Here is a 16,401-nt window from a genome sequence, read left to right on the forward strand (position 1 = left end):
TCGTTACTCCACGGTCACGCTCTTCGCCAGATTCCGCGGCTTGTCGATACTGCGACCCAGCTGCTTCGCGACGTGGTAGCTCACGAGCTGGAGCTGCACGTTCGCCAGCACGGGCGCCAGTCGCGGATCCGTCTCGGGCACCTCCAACACTTCGTCCGCGTACCGCTCCACGTCGGTCCGCCCGTCAGTAACAGCCACCACGGGCGCGTTCCGCGCCTCGACCTCCTTCACGTTCCCGACGGTCTTCTCCGAGCCCGTCTCCCCAGTCACGACCGCGAACACCGGCGTGTTCCCCGTCACCAGCGCCAGCGGGCCGTGTTTGAGCTCGCCGGCCGGGAACCCCTCGGCGTGCTTGTAGGTAATCTCCTTCATCTTCAGCGCCCCCTCCATCGCGACCGGGTAGTCGTACCCGCGGCCGATGAAGAAGTACGCGTCCGCGTCGACGAACCGGTCGGCAACCGCCTCGGCGTTGGTCTCCTCGAGCACTGTCTGCACCTGTCCGGGGAGATCTCGCAGCGCGCTCACGAACTCGTGGCTCGTGTCGCCGTTGGCCATCACGGCCGCAACCAAGTTGGCCGCGACGACCTGCGCGGAGAACGTCTTGGTCGCGGCGACGCCGATCTCCGGCCCCGACCGAATGTAGAGCACGCCGTCACACTCCCGAGCGGCCGTACTCCCGACGACGTTCGTCACGGCGAGCGTCTCGACGCCGCGGCGCTGGGCGTCCCGCAGCGCGCTCAGCGTGTCCGCGGTCTCCCCGCTCTGGGTGATCCCGATCACGAGCGTGTTCTCGCCGTGGGGTGCCGGCGAGGTGACGTACTCGCTGGCGACGAACGCCTGTGCGCGAACGCCCTGTGAGCGGAACAGTTCGGCCGCGTACAGCGCGGCGTGGTACGACGTGCCGCAGGCGACCAACTGCACGTCGTCGACGCCGCGGAGCGTCTCGTTGACCGCGTCGCCGAGGTCGACCGTCCCGGCGAGTTCGTTCACGCGCTCCTGGAGACACTGCCGGAGCGCCCGCGGCTGCTCGTGGATCTCCTTGAGCATGTAGTGGTCGTAGCCGCTCTTGCCCGTGTCCTCGGACTCCCAGTCGACCGTCCGGATCTCCTTCTCGACGGGATCGCCGGCGAGGGTTGTCACGGTCCAGCCCGCCGGTGAGAGTTCAGCCACCTCGCCGTCCTCGAGGTAGACGACGCGGTCCGTGAACTCGAGGAACGCGGGCACGTCGCTGCCGAGGTACGTCGCGTCGTCGCCGACGCCGAGCACGAGCGGCGAGTCGTTCCGCGCCGCGAACACGGTGTCCGATCCCGCGAACACGGCGGCGATGGCGTAGCTCCCCTCGACCCGGTCGACCGCCTGCCGGAACGCCGTCCCGGGCGACGCGCCGTCGGCGAGCAGGCTCTCGATCAGGTGGGGCACGACCTCGGTATCCGTCTCGCTCTTGAACTCGTGGCCCGCGGCCGCGAGCTCGTCCCGGAGCGACTGGTAGTTCTCGATGATCCCGTTATGGACGACTGCAACCGAGTCCGTGCAGTCAGTGTGCGGATGCGCGTTCGCGTCGGTCGGCGCCCCGTGGGTCGACCAGCGCGTGTGGCCGATCCCCGCGTTGCCCGAGAGCGACTGGCCCTCCAGCGCGTCCTCAAGCACTTCGAGTTCGCCAGACCGCTTCGCGACCGACAACTCCTCCCCGGAGACAGCAAGCCCAGCCGAGTCGTAGCCGCGGTACTCCAGGTTCGAGAGCCCGGCCAGCAGCGTGTCGAGCGTCGCGTCCCCGCGACCGACGGCACCGATGATCCCGCACATCAGCGCACCACCTCCGCGCCGCGCGACACGCGCCCGACGATGTGCGTCCCGACACCGAGCGAGGCGTCAGTCCCGACGATCGCCCCCGGAGCGAAGCTATTGGCGCCCGCAGCAGCCACACGATCAGCGAGCACGGCGCCGACGGACTGCCCTTCGATGACCTGCCCGGCGACGGGGATGTCCGCGGGACCGCTCGGTGCGACGGTCCCCGCGCCGATGTCGACTGCGCGGCCGGTGACGACCTCGCGTAGCGAACTGTTCGGGCCGACGCGGGTGTCCATGTCGAGCACGGACCGCGAGACGGTCGCGTTCGCGCCGACGGTCGCGTTCCGGCCGAGCGACGTGGCGGGCCCGACCACCGCGTTCGGGCCGACCACCGCGTCGGGGGCGACGACGACCGGTGCCCGAAGCACGGCCGAGTCGTGGACTTGCGCGGACTCGGCGATCCAGACGCCGTCGTGCTCGGTCACACCCTCGATCCACTCGACACCGAGGAGGTGTTCGGCGACGGCAAGCAGGTCCCACGCGTACGTCGCGTCGACCCACAGGCCGTCGGTCCGCACCGCGTGCAGTCGCCCATCAACGTCGTTGTCGACGACCCGTTGCAGTGTCGCTGGCAGCGAGAGTTCGCCGTCGGTCCGCGGCGTCGCGTCGATCGCGTCGAAGATCCGCTCGTCGAACGCGTACACCCCCGCGTTCACCAGGCCGGAGTCGGCGTCCGGGGTCTCGGAGACAGTCCTCACGGCGCCGTCGGCGATCGAGACGGTGCTGTAGCGGACGACGCCCGCGTGTTCGATCACGCCCAGCGCGCCGACCTCGTGGGGGGGGTCGTAGGCGTCCCGCACGTCGATGACCATCTCGGGATCGACGATCTGGTCGCCGTTGAGCACGAGGAACGGCCCGTCGACCGCGTCGCGGGCCTGCAGCAGTGCGTGCCCGCTCCCCAACTGTTTCTCCTGCACGACGTACTCGAGCGGCGTGCCCCGGTACGTGTTCCCGAAGTGATCGCGGATGTGGTCGCGCTCGTAGCCGATCACGACGGTTATCGAGTCCACGCCGGCGTCGACGAGCGTGTCGAAGACGTACGAGAGGATCGGGCGGTTCGCGGCGGGGAGCATCGGCTTGGGGCGTGACTGGGTCAGCGGCGCCAGCCGTTCCCCCTCGCCGGCCGCCAGTACGACAGCATCCATGTTTGGCAGACATCTTTCCCCACCATAGGAGACTGTTTCGGTACCTACAGTTTCGTCAGCGAAACAGAACGGAACGATCATACGGTTCGCCCGATCCAACGGCTGTATGGCCCGGGACTTCGTCGTCGCCCTCGTCGTCGGCATCCTCCAAGGGATCTTCGAGTGGCTCCCGATCTCGAGCGAGGGGAACATCACCATCGTCCTCTCCGCGCTGGGGCGCTCGCCGGAGGCGGGCGTCGCGTTCGCGCTCTTCCTCCACCTCGGGACCGCCCTCGCCGCGACGGTGTACTACCGCAAGGATCTCTGGGCGGTGCTGCAACTCCTGCCGACGTGGCGGCCGACCAACGCCACGGAGGGCGAGCACGCGACGATGACGTTCCTCGCGATCGGCACGCTCGTCTCCGGCGTCGTCGGCATCGCCGCGTACCTGACGCTCGTCGACGCCGTCTCCGAACTGGGCGGGGGCGTGTTCATCGCGCTGATCGGCGTCCTACTGGTGCTCACGGGGGCGTTCCAGTACCTCTCACAGGACCGGCTCGGCGCCGGACGGACGCCGACGCCCCGCGACGCGGTGCTCGTCGGCGTCGCCCAGGGGATCGCCATCCTCCCCGGCGTCTCCCGCTCCGGGATGACGACCGGGACGCTACTCCTCCGCGGCCACGAGGGGCCGCAGGCGTTCCGCTTCTCGTTCCTGCTGGCGATTCCGGCCTCGGTCGGCGGCGGCCTGCTCGGCTACCTCGATACGGGACTGAACACGTCGCTGGTCGCTGCAGGAGTTGCCCTCGGCGCCGCGGCCGTCGTGGGGTACGCGTCGATCGGCGCGCTGCTCCGAATCGTTGACGAACTCCCGTTCTGGGGCGTCTGTGTCGGCCTCGGCGCGCTCGCGATCGCCGGCGGCGTGCTGGTGGTGTAAAGCGAGAGGCAGAGCGGGAGGGGCGTAGTCCAGCGTCGCTTCCAGATCGCCGAATTGGGGATGGAGTTTCCTGACACGTAGCGAGCGGAAGCCCATCTTTCAGGGGTGGGTTGGTGGCTCACCCTCCCGTCATCACACAACCATAGGCGTGGAACCGACGAGCTGACAGAGAACTATCCCCCGAACGCTATGCCGGGCCGAGGGCCCCAACTCCAGCGGATCAGCGATGTGCTCGAACCCGTAACCGACGAGCCGGCCGGCTCGGTGTGGGAGGTCGGGCCCAATGGCGTGGATTTCGACCCGTACAACGCCGACGCGCCGTTCGACATCCTCGACGCGCGTCGGGCGGTCGCCCTGCAGCGCGGCGTCGTCGACGACAGCCAACTCGAACGAATCATCGCAGAGCCCGGCGAATCAGCCCGGTTCGACGTGCAAGCGCTCCGCTCGGCGGTCGACATCGGCATCGAGCGCGGCCACACGACCGTCCAGTCCTAAGACGTCGACGACTGTTTCCAGCGGGCGAACGAGCGCATCCGACAGCAGCAACTGGAGTCGCTGGGCCGCCAGCACCACCTCGTCTATCGGGCGATCCGGGAGCACGGCCCGCTGCAGCCGGTGGAGATCTACGACCACTACGAAGACCTCGGTGGGTCGAACTCCCGGACGGCGACGCTGAAGTATCGCCGCAAACTCGACGAGTACGACTTGATCGAGAAGACTGCCGACGGCTGGGTCGTCGTCGACGAGACGCTGGCGGCGCCGCAGCGGGAGCAGCGAGTTGCTTAGCGCGATAGTCTAAGTCTTAACCAACGCTACCCGTCCGACTGATGGGTTGTGTTGGTTAACTCTCTCTCAGGCCAACCCGAGTTCCCGAACTGCGTCGGCGCTGACGTAGATGTCTTTCCCTGAAACCGACGCCGACGCGCCGAGACAGTAGAGAACACGACCGAGGACTGACCCTTCGGTGCCGACGCCGATGAGCGTGCCGTTGATGCCGGTCCCAGCTTCCTCGGACTCTCTGCTGTCGAGATCAAGCATCGTCAGCGCCGCGTCGAGTCGCTCCCGAGCGCGATCGTCGTCGACGACTGTTTGCAGCGCGCGAACGAGCGCATCCGCGAGCAGCAGCTGCAGAGCCTCGGCCGCGGTCACCATCTCGTCTACCGGACGATCCGGGAGCACGGGCCGCTGCAGGCGGTCGAGATCCACGAGCACTACGAGGCGCTCGGCGGGTCGAACTCTCGAACGGCGACGCTGAAGTACCGGCAGAAACTGGACGAGTATGACCTGATCGAGCAGACCGTCGACGGGAGGGACGTTGTCGACGAGACCCTGGCGTCGCCGCTACGAAAACATGCGTGACCGAGATGGATGAACCCGACATCGTCACCGGAGAGCGTTTGTTTGAATATATAAACTACAAAATCAAATTTAGTGTGGATAGATGTGTTATCTCAGTCAGATTTATTACCACCAAGGACGCTATCCTACCTTATGGATGACATTATACCAAAGGATTGGCGTAGCAAGATCGCAGGTGCGTGGTTCGAATTGCATTCGGACGACAGAGGTGTAAGCAGCGTCATTGGTGTGGTTCTAATGGTGGGCGTCGTTACTATTCTTGGGGGAATCATTGGGGCAGCAGTCCTTGGAATAGACATCAATAGCTGGGTCACAACAGCCGAGGAGATACTCGATATGGACAATGCCGCTCAACCTTAGGGCGGAGGGTGACATCTTCTCGTCGTAAATGCCGAGGTGGATATCTCTACTTGTGGTGACGGTGGCTAGTGTGGTGTGCCAATGCGGGGATGTCAATCAGAGTGTCCAGAATTGCTGGTTGATTGGACGTGAAAACCGAGTCCGTGGATTTAACGCTGAGACACAGCGTTTGAATAGTTAAGAAATGCTTCGAGGATTATTCAGTAGCACTGGTTAACTCTCTCGGTCCAATCCGAGTTCCCGAACTGCGTCGGCGGTCACGTAGATATCCGACTCGGACGCTGACGCCGACGCCCCGGTGACGTCCTCGACGAGCTCAACGAACTGCCGCTGATAACTCGCGGGTCGGTCCTCACCGAAGGAGATCCACGGCTCCCCATCCTGCTCTCGCCGACGGTTCTTCAGGTACTCCCTGAGCCATGCCCGCTGGATGCCCTCGGGCGCCCGATCGAGGTACGGTGGGAGTTGCACGTCGGGCCGACGCTTCCCCTCGCCCTTCGGCGCGCCGAGGCTGTGGAGGACGCGGCCAAGCACTGACCCGTCGGCGCCGACGCCGAGCAGTGTCCCGTTGATCCCGGTGCCGGCTTCCTCATACTCCTCGGCGTCGAGTTCGAGCATCGCCAGCGCCGCCTCGATCCGCTTTCGTGCACGATCGTCGTCGACGACGAACTGGACGTCCCATCGCTCACCGTGAATCGACCCGGAGGACATCACCCACGCGACCAAGCGGTTCATCGCCCGGAACTCGACGCTGTCGAACGACATGGGAATCCAGCCGCGCGTTTCAGCAGTCCGGAGTCCTTGAACGACATACGGAACGGCGCCGTCGTCGACCCACTTACGGATGTTTGATCGTGAGACACCGAGTTTGTTCGCCAGCTTGCTGCTCCCGGCGTTCGGGTGCTTCGCGCGGACCTTCTGGAAGTCGTTGTACAGGTCGACGAGTGCAGCGGGATCTTCGGAGTGGCTGTAGGTGCGCGCGAAGACGGCGACGAAGGTGTCGTAGTCACTCGGGTCAGCGACGACATCGGCGTCGACGTTTGCGAGCCCGTCGCCGTACTCGTCGGTTATCGGCATTCGTGCAAAGAAAGGTGGGATGTCCTACTAAGGCTGGCTACGATCCGACAGTCGAATCCAACAGCACGGATTCGGACGGGATGTGGATGAGCCGGATACGGTCTCCATCGGCGACCCCAATGTTGGTTTGGGCCGTCTGGCCGACGGAGAATTCTTCCTCCGCATTGTACCCCGCACCTGCGTTGTTTAGGGTGCCCTCGTCGGTACCATCCACCGTGATCCTGAGATCGCCAGCAACGATGCTGTCGCCCCCGTTGTGCGAGATCTCGAGATCCGAGTTCCCGGCGCTGCTAATCTCTAGCTGCGCTTGGGGCGCCTGATTGAGGCTGTCTCCAAGGCCTAAAACGAAGGTCCCTATCACAGCGGCGAGGATCACCGTGATGGCGACCATGAGGATCACGCCAATGACGGGGCTAACGGCCCGTTCATCTTTCGAAAACCCGGTTGATTGTTGTTTCATGAGTGAGATTGATATGGAGATTAGCTGTTACTAGACCTCAACTTCCGTGTCGAGGAGAATAGACTGGGATGGGTCGTGAGTGATGGTAACTGTAACAGTACCACTGTACGAATTGGCGTCGGTCATCGACTGACCGACATTTAATTCATCTTCGCCAAGGTTGTTGAAGATTTGAGTGGTACGATCGTTCCCGCCAATCGTGACCGTCACATCAGATTCGACTAGTGCATCCCCGCCGTTGTGAGAGATGGTCACTGAGCCACCAGCAGAATCGCCACTCGCTTCCAGTTGCGCCTGCGGCGCCTGATTCAGGCTATCGCCAAGGCCTAAAACGAAGGTGCCTATCACTGCGGCCAGAATCACCGTGATGGCGACCATCAGAATGACGCCGATGACGGGACTAACGCCTCGCTCGTTATCGCTGAGGTGGTCAAGTATGGTCATTTTAGAAGGTCACCTCAAGGAGGATAGACTGGGATGGCTGGTGGACAAGTGTGATTGTCTCTCCAGACGCGTCCACGTCAGTAGCAGTATCCATATCGACTACAATCTCTGAATTCCCAACTGTCAGTTGGTCGCTAGGATCCTGCACGGAGACATCGGTACCTCCACTATTGGTGTACTCGATTCCCACATCCGCCCAATTAATTGGGTCGCCCCCATTGTGGGAAATCACGATCTCATCATTACCGTCAGTATCGCCTTCGGTAACCTCTGCATCCAGCTGCGCCTGCGGCGCCTGCTGAAGACTGTCGCCGAGGCCTAAAACGAAGGTCCCGATCACAGCTGCCAGAATAACGGTAATGGCAACCATGAGTATAACACCAATGACAGGTGACACACCGCGCTCTTCTTGTAGGATCGATTTGATTTTTTGCTTCATTGTCTTCCTTGAACCCGACAGCGAGGCCACACTACTACACGGTAGTGCGAACCTGACTGCCGCGGTTGCCAATCAGTACTCAGAGGTGACGTATAAACAGCGTGGCCCAATTATCAGGCGCGAAAAGACATATCCAACTTGATACGCCCCATCGAAGACAGCAGTTGAGGGCCAGTCTGGCCCTCGCGCACTGTCGGGTTCAGGGAAAGCCCCGTATGCGGGGCCGTTGGATGATTGGTGTCAACCGGGATAATCTCTCCGCCCCCTTTATCAGTTGAGATAGTGCAACCGAATTTGTCGTCGCTCCGTCGCCGGGACTTAACACACATCCGCCGCAATCCTGCCGGTAATGGAGGTGAAACTGTGGTCGAAAAGCGCGCGGAGATCACCGAGTCCCAAGACGAGTACCTGGAACGGGAGTTCGGTGATGACTGCAAGTCGGACGCCGAAGTGTTCCGAACCCTCATCCGCGAACACCGGCGGATGCCCCGACTGCTTGAGTTCGATAAGTACGCGGATGACGTGCCTGAGTAGTCACTCGTACGCGAGCGAGAAACAGAGCCGACGTATTCTCACCGTAGGAGTTGCTTATTCACGCAATTGGCACACGAAGTTCGGCGGTACTGCTACTCCATTCGGTCACGCGTCACCGTCTCGTTTGGCGTTGTTCGCGTTCCAGCGCCGAGCTTGACCCCCGCGTTCAGGCTCGTGTCGATCCCGGTCTTCGTTCCGTCGCCGACGACGACGCCGAACTTCCGGCGACCAGTATCGACTGACTCACCCTTCACACGCACGCGAATCGTCTCGTCGTCGTGCCGGAGGTTCGCGACGGTCGTCCCCGCCCCGAAGTTCACGTCGGCGCCGAGCACCGAGTCGCCGACGTAGGAGAGATGCCCACAGGCGGTGTCGGCCATCAGGATGGAGTTCTTCACCTCGACGGCGTTCCCCACGCGGACGTCGGGACCGATCACGCTCGCCCCGCGGACGTACGCGTTCGGCCCCACGTCCGCGCCCGCCTGCACGACGACCGGCCCCTCGATGTACGCGCCGTTGCGGACGCGGGCGCCCTCTTCGACGACGACCGGCCCGTCGAGCGTCGCGCGCGGTTCGACGGTACCCTGAACGTCGCCCGCCAAATCGGCGAGCAGGTGTTCGTTCGCCGCGAGCAGCTCCCACGGGCGCCCCACGTCGAGCCACGGACCATCGTACTCGACGGCGGTCACGTCGCCGCCGGCGTCGATGTAGCGCTGGAGCGACTCGGTGATCTCGTACTCCCCGCGCTCGCTCAGTTCGGTCGCCTCGATATGAGCGAACGCGTCGGGTTCGAACGCGTAGATGCCGAGGTTCGCGAGGTCGGTCGGCGGATCGGCGGGCTTCTCGACGACGTCCGTCACCCGTGTGCCGTCGAGCGAGACGACACCGTAGTTCCGGGGGTCGTCGACGGGCTTGACCGCCATCGCGCTGCCCTCGCTTTCGGCGAGGTCGGCGACCAGTTCGGGCTCGATCACCACGTCGCCGTTCAGCACGAGGAAGCGCTCGTCGACGTACTCGGCGGCCTGTTCGACGGCGTGGGCCGTCCCGAGCTGTTCGGCCTGCGTGACGTACTCGACGGGCGAGTCGGCGTACGCGTCGCCGATCGTCTCGCGGACCTGCTCGCCCTCGTAGCCGACGACGATCACGTAGCGATCGACGTGATCGGCGCACGCGTCGAGGACGTGTTCGAGCAGCGATCGGCCCGCGGCGGGGAGGAGTGGCTTCGGTCGACGCTCGGTGAGCGGGCGCATCCGCGTTCCCTGACCGGCGGCGACGACGACGGCGACAGTCATGCGGCGGAAGAGGAGGAGCAGCGCCTTTGGCGTTCTGTTCGAGTGGCGGGAGACAAGCTCTGCTGGGGTGGTTGCATATCCCGCGCGACAGAGATCCCCGACTGGCGTAATCCTTATCCATACACAATTTCAACACAGAGTATGGCGGAAGCGGAGTCTCCCCCTGACAAAACGACGGTGAACATCCGGATCACGGAGACGTTCCTCGAGGACGTCGATACGACGTGGGAGGAGCAGGGGTTCAACAGCCGGAGCGAATTCATCCGGTTCGTGCTTCGCGATGCGCTCAAGCATCCCGAATTTACCCGCGCGGACCTGAAGGCGATGCTCACCAGCGAAGCGGAGATCCGTGAAGGACGAACCCACGGTAGCGACGACGTGAAGGCCGCCTACGGTCTCGAGGAGACGACAAGCGAGAGCGATGAGTGAGTGGGACTGGGAACTTACCGACACCGCACGGCGTGATTTTGACGGGTTGGACGATTACGCACGCGACCGGATCGCCAGTAAGCTCGACGAGATCGTAAACGACGAATGGCGGGAGCCGCCCGACCATCTCGAACCGTTGCAGGGGACGCCTCATCAAAAGCTCCGAATTGGTCAGTTCCGGCTCGGATGTCGTACAGACCGGACCGAGCAGATCCTCTACATCTTACGGGTTCGGAAACGCGGTGGCGATGCATATCGCAGTGACGACGATTGACACGTAGCGAGCGGAAGCCCACCCCTTCAGGGGTGGGAGGATGTCAACACTGCCTCGCACCGTTCGGGCGAGCAGATTCGCACGGACGGTACGATAGGCCACAGGTCAGAGCAAAGTACTCAATTCCTCCGGGCCGAACAGCGACCAGTCTTCGTCAACGTCGTCCGCGAGGCCATCGACGAACCCGCTGCGGGAGAACAGCGCGAACGATTCTGTCCGATCGGCCGGACCCCAGCGAACGTCGTCTGCTTTCTCAGCTAAGGAATCAACGAGTCCGTGGCCGATCGGCTCCGTGGTCCACTTACATTCGCCGAAGAGGATTCGGTCGTCACTCGGCGCGAGACCGACAATATCAATTTCCTGTTCGCCATACCACCAGCGACCAAGATCGGCGTAGGGGTCAAGCTCACCCTGCCTGATCGCTTCCCAGATGGCTTCTTGGCAAATATCCTCGAACGTCGACGAGACGTGATCCGCGAATCGAGGTGCAATCGTTCCCTCATACACCATCTCCGGTGCCTCCTCGATACTCGAGCGATTCGGCTCGACAAACCGAAACCAGAATCGGAGAAACTCGTCGGCGACGACGTACTGCGAACGTTTTGACTGCTTCATCGACGCCGTAACCGGCGTTTCCCGCGAGATCAACCGGAGGCGCCGGAGTGTCTGGAGATACTTCGAGAGGGGCCCCGATCCGATCCCAGTTGCCCCAGCGATCTCGTTCGGCGTTGTGTGGCCGGTCGCAATCGCCTCGAGGATGCTCAGATACCGTGCTGGGCTCCGGAGTTCAGTCCGCAACAAAAACTCCGGTTCGTTGTACAGCATCGCTGTCGGCGACAGGACCTCCTGCTTGATGTTCTCCGCGAGCGAGCGGTCGTAGTCGAACTGGGTGAGGTACATTGCCGTCCCGCCAGTGACACTGTACGACTGTACGGCGTCCTCGAACTCGTAGGAGATGGCGGCCCGTGCATCACGGAAGGAGAACGGCTGGAGATCGATCTGTCCAGTCCGGCGGCCGTGCAGCGGGCTTTCCTGACCGAGAATCTCCGACTCCATCGTACTCACACTCGACCCACACAGCACGAGCATCGAGTCGGTCCCAGAAAGCTGCTCGTCGATGAATGACTGGAAGTACGAGGGAAGTGACTCGTTCTCTGCCACGAGATAGGGGAACTCGTCGATAGCGACGACCAATCGCTCGTCCTGTAGCTTCTCGGCGAGGTACGTGAGCGCATCTTCCCAGCCCGAAACCCGGGGCGGGCGTTCGTCGGCGTGAGCGGCGACCTGTTCGACGAACTTCTCCCGCTGACGCTGTTCGGACTCCTGTGCAGCGAGGAAGTAGATATGCGGCCGGTCCATACAGAACTCCTTCAGCAGCGCGGTTTTCCCGATTCGTCGACGCCCGTAGACGACGAAGTACTCGCCCTTCCCCGATTCGTAGGCGGTCTCCAGCGCCTCGAGCTCCGCCTCCCTGTCGTAGAAGGTCATTATCTAGATAATCATTACTGCGATAATGACTTGTGTGTTTCGCCCGGAAGAACTGGTGTCCCGATAGAGCCGATATCGATTGCGGACATCCCCGAGGGTGGTGGCGGATCGACTCCCGTCCCAAACTCCCGCACCGAGAACACGAACGCCGGATAGCTACTCCGACCCAAGCAGAAGAGATCGACAGCTAGCGCTTCACGGCGTAGCGAAACCGCAGAAATCGTCGGCGACCGTTACAGCCGGCCGACCGAGTCGACGTCGATGCTCTCGACGCCCTCGACGTCGCGGAACGCCTCCTCGACTGCCTCGGTACCGCCCGCGTCGTCGGGGACGACGACGGTCGGGAGCAGCGCGGTCAGGCCGAACGCCACGTCCTCGCGCTGGAACCCGCGGATCTCGGCGCCCTCGGGCAGGGCGTCCTCGAGCCGGTCCTCGAGCTCGTCGAGGTCGACGTCGGGGCTCTCCGGCATGACCTTGATCTTGGCGGCGACGTCGCCCATCTTACGGCCCCCTGAATCCGCAGTCCGGGCACTCGTAGAGGTTGCTCTGCTTCCGGCACTTCGCACACCGGAAGATGACGGTGCCGCAGTCGGGGCACTTGAATCGGGCCGCGTTAGTCCCCGTGACGGAGATCCCACAGGAGACACAGGAGCGCTCCTGTTTCGTGTCTGCTTCGCTCATGTACGGGAAACCGGGCGGGTGACGTTTAACCGTTACGAGGCTAGGTTCTCAGCTTCGAGGAGAAGTTCGAGGTCCCCCATGTTGGGACGACAACGCAGGTGATGCGACCGAACAGCGTTACGAGATGCGAAGCTGTTGGTACAGATCAGAACGGTATACTGAGGCGCACTACAGCGAGATAGAGCAGATTCAGGACGCAAAATCATTCCACCATATGAAGCACATAGCCGAAATATAAGAGTGATAGAGCGGTAGTCTAATAGTGGGGACCACCCGGGGCGTGAGGACGAATGAAACAGACTACCAAGAAGACGATCGTGGCGAAAATCCTCACCGACGATCTTACCCAGGCGAAACTCGACGCGATCAACCATGAGTATGAGGCGTTCCAGCGGTATATTCGGGGCAACGAGGGTGTCGATCTCTACTCGGCCACGAAGCAATGTGCTGATTCCTACGTGGACACCGACAACCTTCGCGACGATCACGACTACCCCTGGTTCATCCGCAACGACGTATTCGACGTAGGAGTTGACGTAGAACAGCACGACACCGACCTGACGGACTGGTGGTTGAAACTCCCCGTCTCGGAGATTTGGGATGGCGTGAACGTACCGATTCAACCACACGACGAGATTCCCGACGAGGCTGACGTAAAGGACTCGAAAATCGTTCGGGACAACGGTGACTACTACGCACATCTGACGGTTCAGCAAGAGGTGAAGATCAGCGAGGAGTACGACGGCGTTATCGGCGTGGACTTCGGGGTGAGGTGGGCGGCAACGTCGGTGGCGTTGCCGTCTCGCAACACAGAGTTCTACGGCAGAGAGGTTCGCCGTATCCGCCGTCACCATCACGATCTTCGCACTCGTCTGCAAGCGAAGGGCGCCTACGAGACCCTCCAGTCGGTCAATTCAAAGGAGTACCATCGAGTGAACGACCGTCTCCACAAGATTTCTCGCGCTATCGTGGAGGAAGCCAAAGATCGAAATGCGCTTATCGTGGTCGGGAATCTCGAAGGTATCCAAAACCAAGACCTTGGGGCGGAGATGAATCGTCGGCTCCACTCCATGCCACACCTTACTCTCAAGAACTACATCGAGTATAAGGCGATGTTCGCGGGTATCGCGGTGAAGTCCGTGAATGAGTATATGACGAGTCAGACGTGTTGGCGGTGTGGCGAACAGGAAGCGACGACTCGGAAGGGACAGGGCCAACACCTGTGTCGTGAATGTGGATTGGACGACAACGCGGACAAGAACGGCGCGACGAACATCGCAAAGAAAGGACTGGGTAAGGACATCACGCGCCCACTATCCAGTCTCGGCGCAGTCTGTGAACCTGCGCTCGAACCGAGCGGTGCTGACCAAGCCGCTGCAACGGTACGCTTGCGAGCCGACTTGGAAGCCCCTGTCTCAACGAAGCGAGCCGACAGGCGAGCGAAGTAGGTAGGGGTAGTTCACCCGTTACCTTCCCTGGTCAAACCGGTTGAATCGTTCCATGAACCGGCCACAACGGCATTGGCCTCCCCAGTCCCATCCAGCCCGTCAAGCGCGGGTTGCCTCACCCGGCATCAGGTGGCATCGATCCCGCTCTAGATCGGTCAGATCGTCTCCAAGCAAACAAAGTTCGACTGGAACGCCTACGCGGTTGCATTATGCGGCGACCAGGTGGCCAGCAATCGGTTACAACCACCTACAAGACGACGTAGTAGGCGAGGACGCCACGTAATCGATCCCTCGGTCTGACTGGCGGCAGATCGCCGACACTTATGACGCAGCCGAAACGTTTTGTTCGTACCCGCGAACAGCGTGTGTATGGACACTTCGGGGCTGGGGCTCGTCGAGGACGAGCGCAGCAACGCGCTGCTCGGCTGGGCGATCCTCCTGTTCCTCTTCGCGGCCGCAGCCGTCGAACTCGCGACGGGGGCGATCGTCTGGGCGGGGTTCGTGTTCGTGGTGGTCGTCATCGGCGCCCTCCCGGCGGTGTTACACCGCGACCGCGAGGCGATGCTGCCGTGGGAGCTGCTCGCGCTGGCGGCGCTACCGATGGCCGGGCGGGTGTTCGTTGCCGGGCGCTCGATCGGCGAGATCACCCTCACCGGCCGGGTGATGACGTTCGTCGCCGTCGCCGCGGTCGCGCTGATCGTCGCCGTGCTGCTGGACCAGTTCACGCAGGTCCGGATGAACGACACGTTCGCGGTGGCGTTCGTCGTCGTGGCCACCACCGCCGCCGCGGGCATCTGGGCGGTCGCGCAGTGGCTCTCGGACATCTACCTCGGCACCCCGTTCCTCGACCGCCCCCACGCCGAGGAGGCGCTGATGTGGGACTTCACCGCCGCGACGATCGCCGGGCTGCTGTCGGGGCTGCTGTTCGCCTACTACTTCCGCCGGCGGGCGAACGGGCGACGCGGCGGCGCGGTCGAGGTCGGGGGTGAGCGGCTGTGAAGCTCCGCGACCGGATCGGGCTGGGCGATCGTCAGCAACGGATCGCCGCGCAGGCGATGCAGTACGGGCTGTTCGGCATGATCGCCGTCGGCTTCTACGAGGGCAGCGTCGGCGTGATGGTCAACGCCGGCGTGGGGTTCGTGATCACGTACGTGCCGGCGCTGCTGGAGCGCGACTACGACATCAACCTTGACCCGGCGCTGGTGCTCTGGATCACGCTCGCGGTGTTCCTCCACGGATTCGGGACGGTCGGCCTCCCGGGCGCCGAGGCCCACCCGTACCGCTCGATCTGGTGGTGGGACCACATGACGCACACGTTCTCCGCCAGCCTCGTCGCCGGCGCGGGCTACGTGACCGTCCGGGCGCTCGACGAACACACCGACGCGGTGCGGTTCCCGCCGCGGTTCACCTTCGTGTTCATCCTGCTGTTCACCATGTCGTTCGGGGTGTTCTGGGAGGTGATCGAGTTCGCCATCGCGCTGATCGCTCAGGCGACGGGCGCGCCGTCGGTGCTCACCCAGTACGGACTGGAGGACACGATGAAGGACCTGCTGTTCGACACGCTGGGCGGCATCGTCGTCGGGCTCTGGGGGACGGCCTACCTCACCGGGCTGACCGAGACGCTGACCGAACGGCTCGGCCCGGGGAGCGAGTAGGCGGTCCCGCCGCTGTTCGGGCGAAAGAACCGGAAGAAAGCGCGCAGATCAGGCTTCGGCGAACTGCTCGTCGTAGTCGCCGGCGTCGATGCGCTCCTTGAACGTTCGCGCGTCCTGTCCCTCGATGGTGACGCCCAGCGACACACACGTCCCGGCGACCTCCTTGGCCGCGTTCTTGGTGTCGTAGGCGAGCAGGTCAGAGGACTTCTGCTCGGCGATCTTCCGGAGCTGGTCGGCGCTCAGGTCGGCGACGAAATCCTCCTGGGGCTCGCCGGAGCCGGTGTCGAAGCCGGCCTCGTCCTTGATGAGCTCCGCGGTCGGCGGCACACCCACCTCGATGGTGAACGAGCCGTCGTCCTCGTACTCGATGGTGACGGGGACCTCCATCCCGTCGAACGCGTCGGTCTCCTCGTTGATCTCCTGTACGACCGCCTGCACGTCGACGGGCGTCGGACCCAGCTCGGGGCCGAGCGGCGGGCCAGGGTCGGCCTCGCCGCCCGCGACGAGCACTTCGATGGTTCCAGCCATACCCGAAACGTGCCCGGCGGACCGTAA

23 protein-coding genes are annotated in these 16,401 nt (G+C 63.2%); 11 read left to right on the plus strand and 12 right to left on the minus strand.

The annotated features are described in order from the left end of the window. Positions 1 to 3: 3 nt before the first annotated feature. Complete coding sequence (glmS, locus tag ACQUSM_RS12110) at positions 4 to 1,803, minus strand: glutamine--fructose-6-phosphate transaminase (isomerizing) (protein WP_435118899.1); 1,800 nt, start codon at positions 1,801 to 1,803, stop codon at positions 4 to 6. After that, the gene (locus ACQUSM_RS12115; RefSeq protein WP_435118901.1) at positions 1,803 to 2,993 is read right to left on the minus strand and encodes a sugar phosphate nucleotidyltransferase; all 1,191 of its coding nucleotides are present in this window, start codon (positions 2,991 to 2,993) and stop codon (positions 1,803 to 1,805) included. Before ACQUSM_RS12115 ends, glmS begins: the two co-directional genes overlap by 1 nt. Positions 2,994 to 3,099: 106 nt before the next feature. Between ACQUSM_RS12115 and ACQUSM_RS12120 the strand changes: the two genes are divergently transcribed. The 3 genes from ACQUSM_RS12120 (at position 3,100) to ACQUSM_RS12130 (ending at position 4,692) form a co-directional block, all read left to right on the plus strand. Further along, positions 3,100 to 3,906, plus strand: a complete 807-nt coding sequence (locus tag ACQUSM_RS12120; RefSeq protein ID WP_435118903.1) for an undecaprenyl-diphosphate phosphatase — start codon at positions 3,100 to 3,102, stop codon at positions 3,904 to 3,906. A 288-nt stretch (positions 3,907 to 4,194) separates the two neighbouring features. Continuing rightward, positions 4,195 to 4,401, plus strand: a complete 207-nt coding sequence (locus tag ACQUSM_RS12125) for a hypothetical protein (protein WP_435118905.1) — start codon at positions 4,195 to 4,197, stop codon at positions 4,399 to 4,401. A 120-nt stretch (positions 4,402 to 4,521) separates the two neighbouring features. Continuing rightward, entirely contained in the window at positions 4,522 to 4,692 is a 171-nt protein-coding gene (locus tag ACQUSM_RS12130) for a hypothetical protein (RefSeq protein WP_435118907.1), read from the plus strand. Between the two features lie 66 nt (positions 4,693 to 4,758). Here the strand turns inward: ACQUSM_RS12130 and ACQUSM_RS12135 are convergent, their stop codons facing one another. Further along, complete coding sequence (locus ACQUSM_RS12135) at positions 4,759 to 4,944, minus strand: hypothetical protein (RefSeq protein ID WP_435118908.1); 186 nt, start codon at positions 4,942 to 4,944, stop codon at positions 4,759 to 4,761. A 51-nt stretch (positions 4,945 to 4,995) separates the two neighbouring features. Here ACQUSM_RS12135 and ACQUSM_RS12140 point away from each other — a divergent pair, with 51 nt between their 5' ends. Both ACQUSM_RS12140 and ACQUSM_RS12145 read left to right on the plus strand, forming a co-directional pair. Then, entirely contained in the window at positions 4,996 to 5,265 is a 270-nt protein-coding gene (locus ACQUSM_RS12140) for a hypothetical protein (protein WP_435118910.1), read from the plus strand. A gap of 132 nt (positions 5,266 to 5,397) precedes the next feature. Beyond that, positions 5,398 to 5,625 (plus strand): type IV pilin, encoded by a 228-nt coding sequence (locus ACQUSM_RS12145; protein ID WP_435118912.1) that lies wholly within the window; start codon positions 5,398 to 5,400, stop codon positions 5,623 to 5,625. A 213-nt stretch (positions 5,626 to 5,838) separates the two neighbouring features. On the opposite strand, the gene ACQUSM_RS12150 is transcribed toward ACQUSM_RS12145, so the two are convergent. From ACQUSM_RS12150 to ACQUSM_RS12165, 4 genes are read right to left on the minus strand one after another with little or no spacing between them, the layout of a single operon-like run. After that, on the minus strand, positions 5,839 to 6,702 hold the full coding sequence (locus ACQUSM_RS12150; RefSeq protein WP_435118914.1) for a hypothetical protein: 864 nt from the start codon (positions 6,700 to 6,702) through the stop codon (positions 5,839 to 5,841). Between the two features lie 37 nt (positions 6,703 to 6,739). Further along, entirely contained in the window at positions 6,740 to 7,162 is a 423-nt protein-coding gene (locus tag ACQUSM_RS12155; protein ID WP_435118916.1) for a type IV pilin, read from the minus strand. A gap of 30 nt (positions 7,163 to 7,192) precedes the next feature. After that, positions 7,193 to 7,606: a type IV pilin gene (locus tag ACQUSM_RS12160; protein ID WP_435118917.1), complete on the minus strand. Its 414-nt coding sequence runs from the start codon at positions 7,604 to 7,606 to the stop codon at positions 7,193 to 7,195. A gap of 1 nt (position 7,607) precedes the next feature. Further along, complete coding sequence (locus ACQUSM_RS12165; protein WP_435118919.1) at positions 7,608 to 8,003, minus strand: type IV pilin; 396 nt, start codon at positions 8,001 to 8,003, stop codon at positions 7,608 to 7,610. 405 nt (positions 8,004 to 8,408) lie between these two features. Here ACQUSM_RS12165 and ACQUSM_RS12170 point away from each other — a divergent pair, with 405 nt between their 5' ends. After that, positions 8,409 to 8,579 carry a hypothetical protein gene (locus ACQUSM_RS12170; protein ID WP_435118921.1) on the plus strand — a complete coding sequence of 57 codons (171 nt, stop codon included), beginning with the start codon at positions 8,409 to 8,411 and terminating at the stop codon, positions 8,577 to 8,579. A gap of 92 nt (positions 8,580 to 8,671) precedes the next feature. On the opposite strand, the gene glmU is transcribed toward ACQUSM_RS12170, so the two are convergent. After that, entirely contained in the window at positions 8,672 to 9,871 is a 1,200-nt protein-coding gene (glmU, locus tag ACQUSM_RS12175; protein ID WP_435118922.1) for a bifunctional sugar-1-phosphate nucleotidylyltransferase/acetyltransferase, read from the minus strand. Between the two features lie 141 nt (positions 9,872 to 10,012). Here glmU and ACQUSM_RS12180 point away from each other — a divergent pair, with 141 nt between their 5' ends. Both ACQUSM_RS12180 and ACQUSM_RS12185 read left to right on the plus strand, forming a co-directional pair. After that, on the plus strand, positions 10,013 to 10,300 hold the full coding sequence (locus tag ACQUSM_RS12180) for a ribbon-helix-helix domain-containing protein (protein WP_435118924.1): 288 nt from the start codon (positions 10,013 to 10,015) through the stop codon (positions 10,298 to 10,300). Next, positions 10,293 to 10,574, plus strand: coding sequence for a type II toxin-antitoxin system RelE family toxin (locus tag ACQUSM_RS12185; RefSeq protein WP_435118926.1), 282 nt, complete (start codon positions 10,293 to 10,295; stop codon positions 10,572 to 10,574). The genes ACQUSM_RS12180 and ACQUSM_RS12185 overlap by 8 nt, the downstream gene beginning before the upstream one ends. Before the next feature lie 105 nt (positions 10,575 to 10,679). Here ACQUSM_RS12185 and ACQUSM_RS12190 read toward each other — a convergent pair whose 3' ends face one another. The 3 genes from ACQUSM_RS12190 to ACQUSM_RS12200 form a co-directional block, all read right to left on the minus strand. Continuing rightward, positions 10,680 to 12,062, minus strand: a complete 1,383-nt coding sequence (locus tag ACQUSM_RS12190; protein WP_435118928.1) for an ATP-binding protein — start codon at positions 12,060 to 12,062, stop codon at positions 10,680 to 10,682. Between the two features lie 233 nt (positions 12,063 to 12,295). Continuing rightward, positions 12,296 to 12,562, minus strand: coding sequence for an elongation factor 1-beta (locus ACQUSM_RS12195; protein ID WP_435118930.1), 267 nt, complete (start codon positions 12,560 to 12,562; stop codon positions 12,296 to 12,298). A gap of 1 nt (position 12,563) precedes the next feature. Then, a complete protein-coding gene (locus tag ACQUSM_RS12200; protein ID WP_435118932.1) occupies positions 12,564 to 12,743 on the minus strand; it encodes an HVO_2753 family zinc finger protein in 180 nt (59 codons plus the stop codon). A gap of 290 nt (positions 12,744 to 13,033) precedes the next feature. On the opposite strand from ACQUSM_RS12200, the gene ACQUSM_RS12205 reads away from it, so the two are divergent. From ACQUSM_RS12205 to ACQUSM_RS12215, 3 genes are all read left to right on the plus strand, one after another. Next, positions 13,034 to 14,191 carry an RNA-guided endonuclease InsQ/TnpB family protein gene (locus ACQUSM_RS12205; protein WP_435118933.1) on the plus strand — a complete coding sequence of 386 codons (1,158 nt, stop codon included), beginning with the start codon at positions 13,034 to 13,036 and terminating at the stop codon, positions 14,189 to 14,191. A gap of 369 nt (positions 14,192 to 14,560) precedes the next feature. Continuing rightward, entirely contained in the window at positions 14,561 to 15,190 is a 630-nt protein-coding gene (locus ACQUSM_RS12210) for a hypothetical protein (RefSeq protein WP_435118934.1), read from the plus strand. Further along, positions 15,187 to 15,846 carry a DUF2238 domain-containing protein gene (locus ACQUSM_RS12215; RefSeq protein ID WP_435118936.1) on the plus strand — a complete coding sequence of 220 codons (660 nt, stop codon included), beginning with the start codon at positions 15,187 to 15,189 and terminating at the stop codon, positions 15,844 to 15,846. The genes ACQUSM_RS12210 and ACQUSM_RS12215 overlap by 4 nt, the downstream gene beginning before the upstream one ends. A gap of 48 nt (positions 15,847 to 15,894) precedes the next feature. Here ACQUSM_RS12215 and ACQUSM_RS12220 read toward each other — a convergent pair whose 3' ends face one another. Beyond that, positions 15,895 to 16,374, minus strand: coding sequence for a 50S ribosomal protein L11 (locus tag ACQUSM_RS12220; RefSeq protein WP_435118938.1), 480 nt, complete (start codon positions 16,372 to 16,374; stop codon positions 15,895 to 15,897). Between the last annotated feature and the right edge of the window lie 27 nt (positions 16,375 to 16,401).

Origin of the sequence: Halolamina sp. C58 (assembly GCF_051195095.1) — an archaeon.
Lineage (GTDB): Archaea > Halobacteriota > Halobacteria > Halobacteriales > Haloferacaceae > Halolamina.

What these genes read in the sequence shown, in the direction of transcription:
- glmS (WP_435118899.1), bottom strand. Translation starts at nt 1,803, where the DNA reads ATGTGCGGGATCATCGGTGCCGTCGGTCGCGGGGACGCGACGCTCGAC.
- ACQUSM_RS12115 (WP_435118901.1), bottom strand. Translation starts at nt 2,993, where the DNA reads ATGGATGCTGTCGTACTGGCGGCCGGCGAGGGGGAACGGCTGGCGCCG.
- ACQUSM_RS12120 (WP_435118903.1), top strand. Translation starts at nt 3,100, where the DNA reads ATGGCCCGGGACTTCGTCGTCGCCCTCGTCGTCGGCATCCTCCAAGGG.
- ACQUSM_RS12135 (WP_435118908.1), bottom strand. Translation starts at nt 4,944, where the DNA reads ATGCTTGATCTCGACAGCAGAGAGTCCGAGGAAGCTGGGACCGGCATC.
- ACQUSM_RS12145 (WP_435118912.1), top strand. Translation starts at nt 5,398, where the DNA reads ATGGATGACATTATACCAAAGGATTGGCGTAGCAAGATCGCAGGTGCG.
- ACQUSM_RS12150 (WP_435118914.1), bottom strand. Translation starts at nt 6,702, where the DNA reads ATGCCGATAACCGACGAGTACGGCGACGGGCTCGCAAACGTCGACGCC.
- ACQUSM_RS12155 (WP_435118916.1), bottom strand. Translation starts at nt 7,162, where the DNA reads ATGAAACAACAATCAACCGGGTTTTCGAAAGATGAACGGGCCGTTAGC.
- ACQUSM_RS12160 (WP_435118917.1), bottom strand. Translation starts at nt 7,606, where the DNA reads ATGACCATACTTGACCACCTCAGCGATAACGAGCGAGGCGTTAGTCCC.
- glmU (WP_435118922.1), bottom strand. Translation starts at nt 9,871, where the DNA reads ATGACTGTCGCCGTCGTCGTCGCCGCCGGTCAGGGAACGCGGATGCGC.
- ACQUSM_RS12180 (WP_435118924.1), top strand. Translation starts at nt 10,013, where the DNA reads ATGGCGGAAGCGGAGTCTCCCCCTGACAAAACGACGGTGAACATCCGG.
- ACQUSM_RS12185 (WP_435118926.1), top strand. Translation starts at nt 10,293, where the DNA reads ATGAGTGAGTGGGACTGGGAACTTACCGACACCGCACGGCGTGATTTT.
- ACQUSM_RS12190 (WP_435118928.1), bottom strand. Translation starts at nt 12,062, where the DNA reads ATGACCTTCTACGACAGGGAGGCGGAGCTCGAGGCGCTGGAGACCGCC.
- ACQUSM_RS12195 (WP_435118930.1), bottom strand. Translation starts at nt 12,562, where the DNA reads ATGGGCGACGTCGCCGCCAAGATCAAGGTCATGCCGGAGAGCCCCGAC.
- ACQUSM_RS12200 (WP_435118932.1), bottom strand. Translation starts at nt 12,743, where the DNA reads ATGAGCGAAGCAGACACGAAACAGGAGCGCTCCTGTGTCTCCTGTGGG.
- ACQUSM_RS12205 (WP_435118933.1), top strand. Translation starts at nt 13,034, where the DNA reads ATGAAACAGACTACCAAGAAGACGATCGTGGCGAAAATCCTCACCGAC.
- ACQUSM_RS12210 (WP_435118934.1), top strand. Translation starts at nt 14,561, where the DNA reads ATGGACACTTCGGGGCTGGGGCTCGTCGAGGACGAGCGCAGCAACGCG.
- ACQUSM_RS12220 (WP_435118938.1), bottom strand. Translation starts at nt 16,374, where the DNA reads ATGGCTGGAACCATCGAAGTGCTCGTCGCGGGCGGCGAGGCCGACCCT.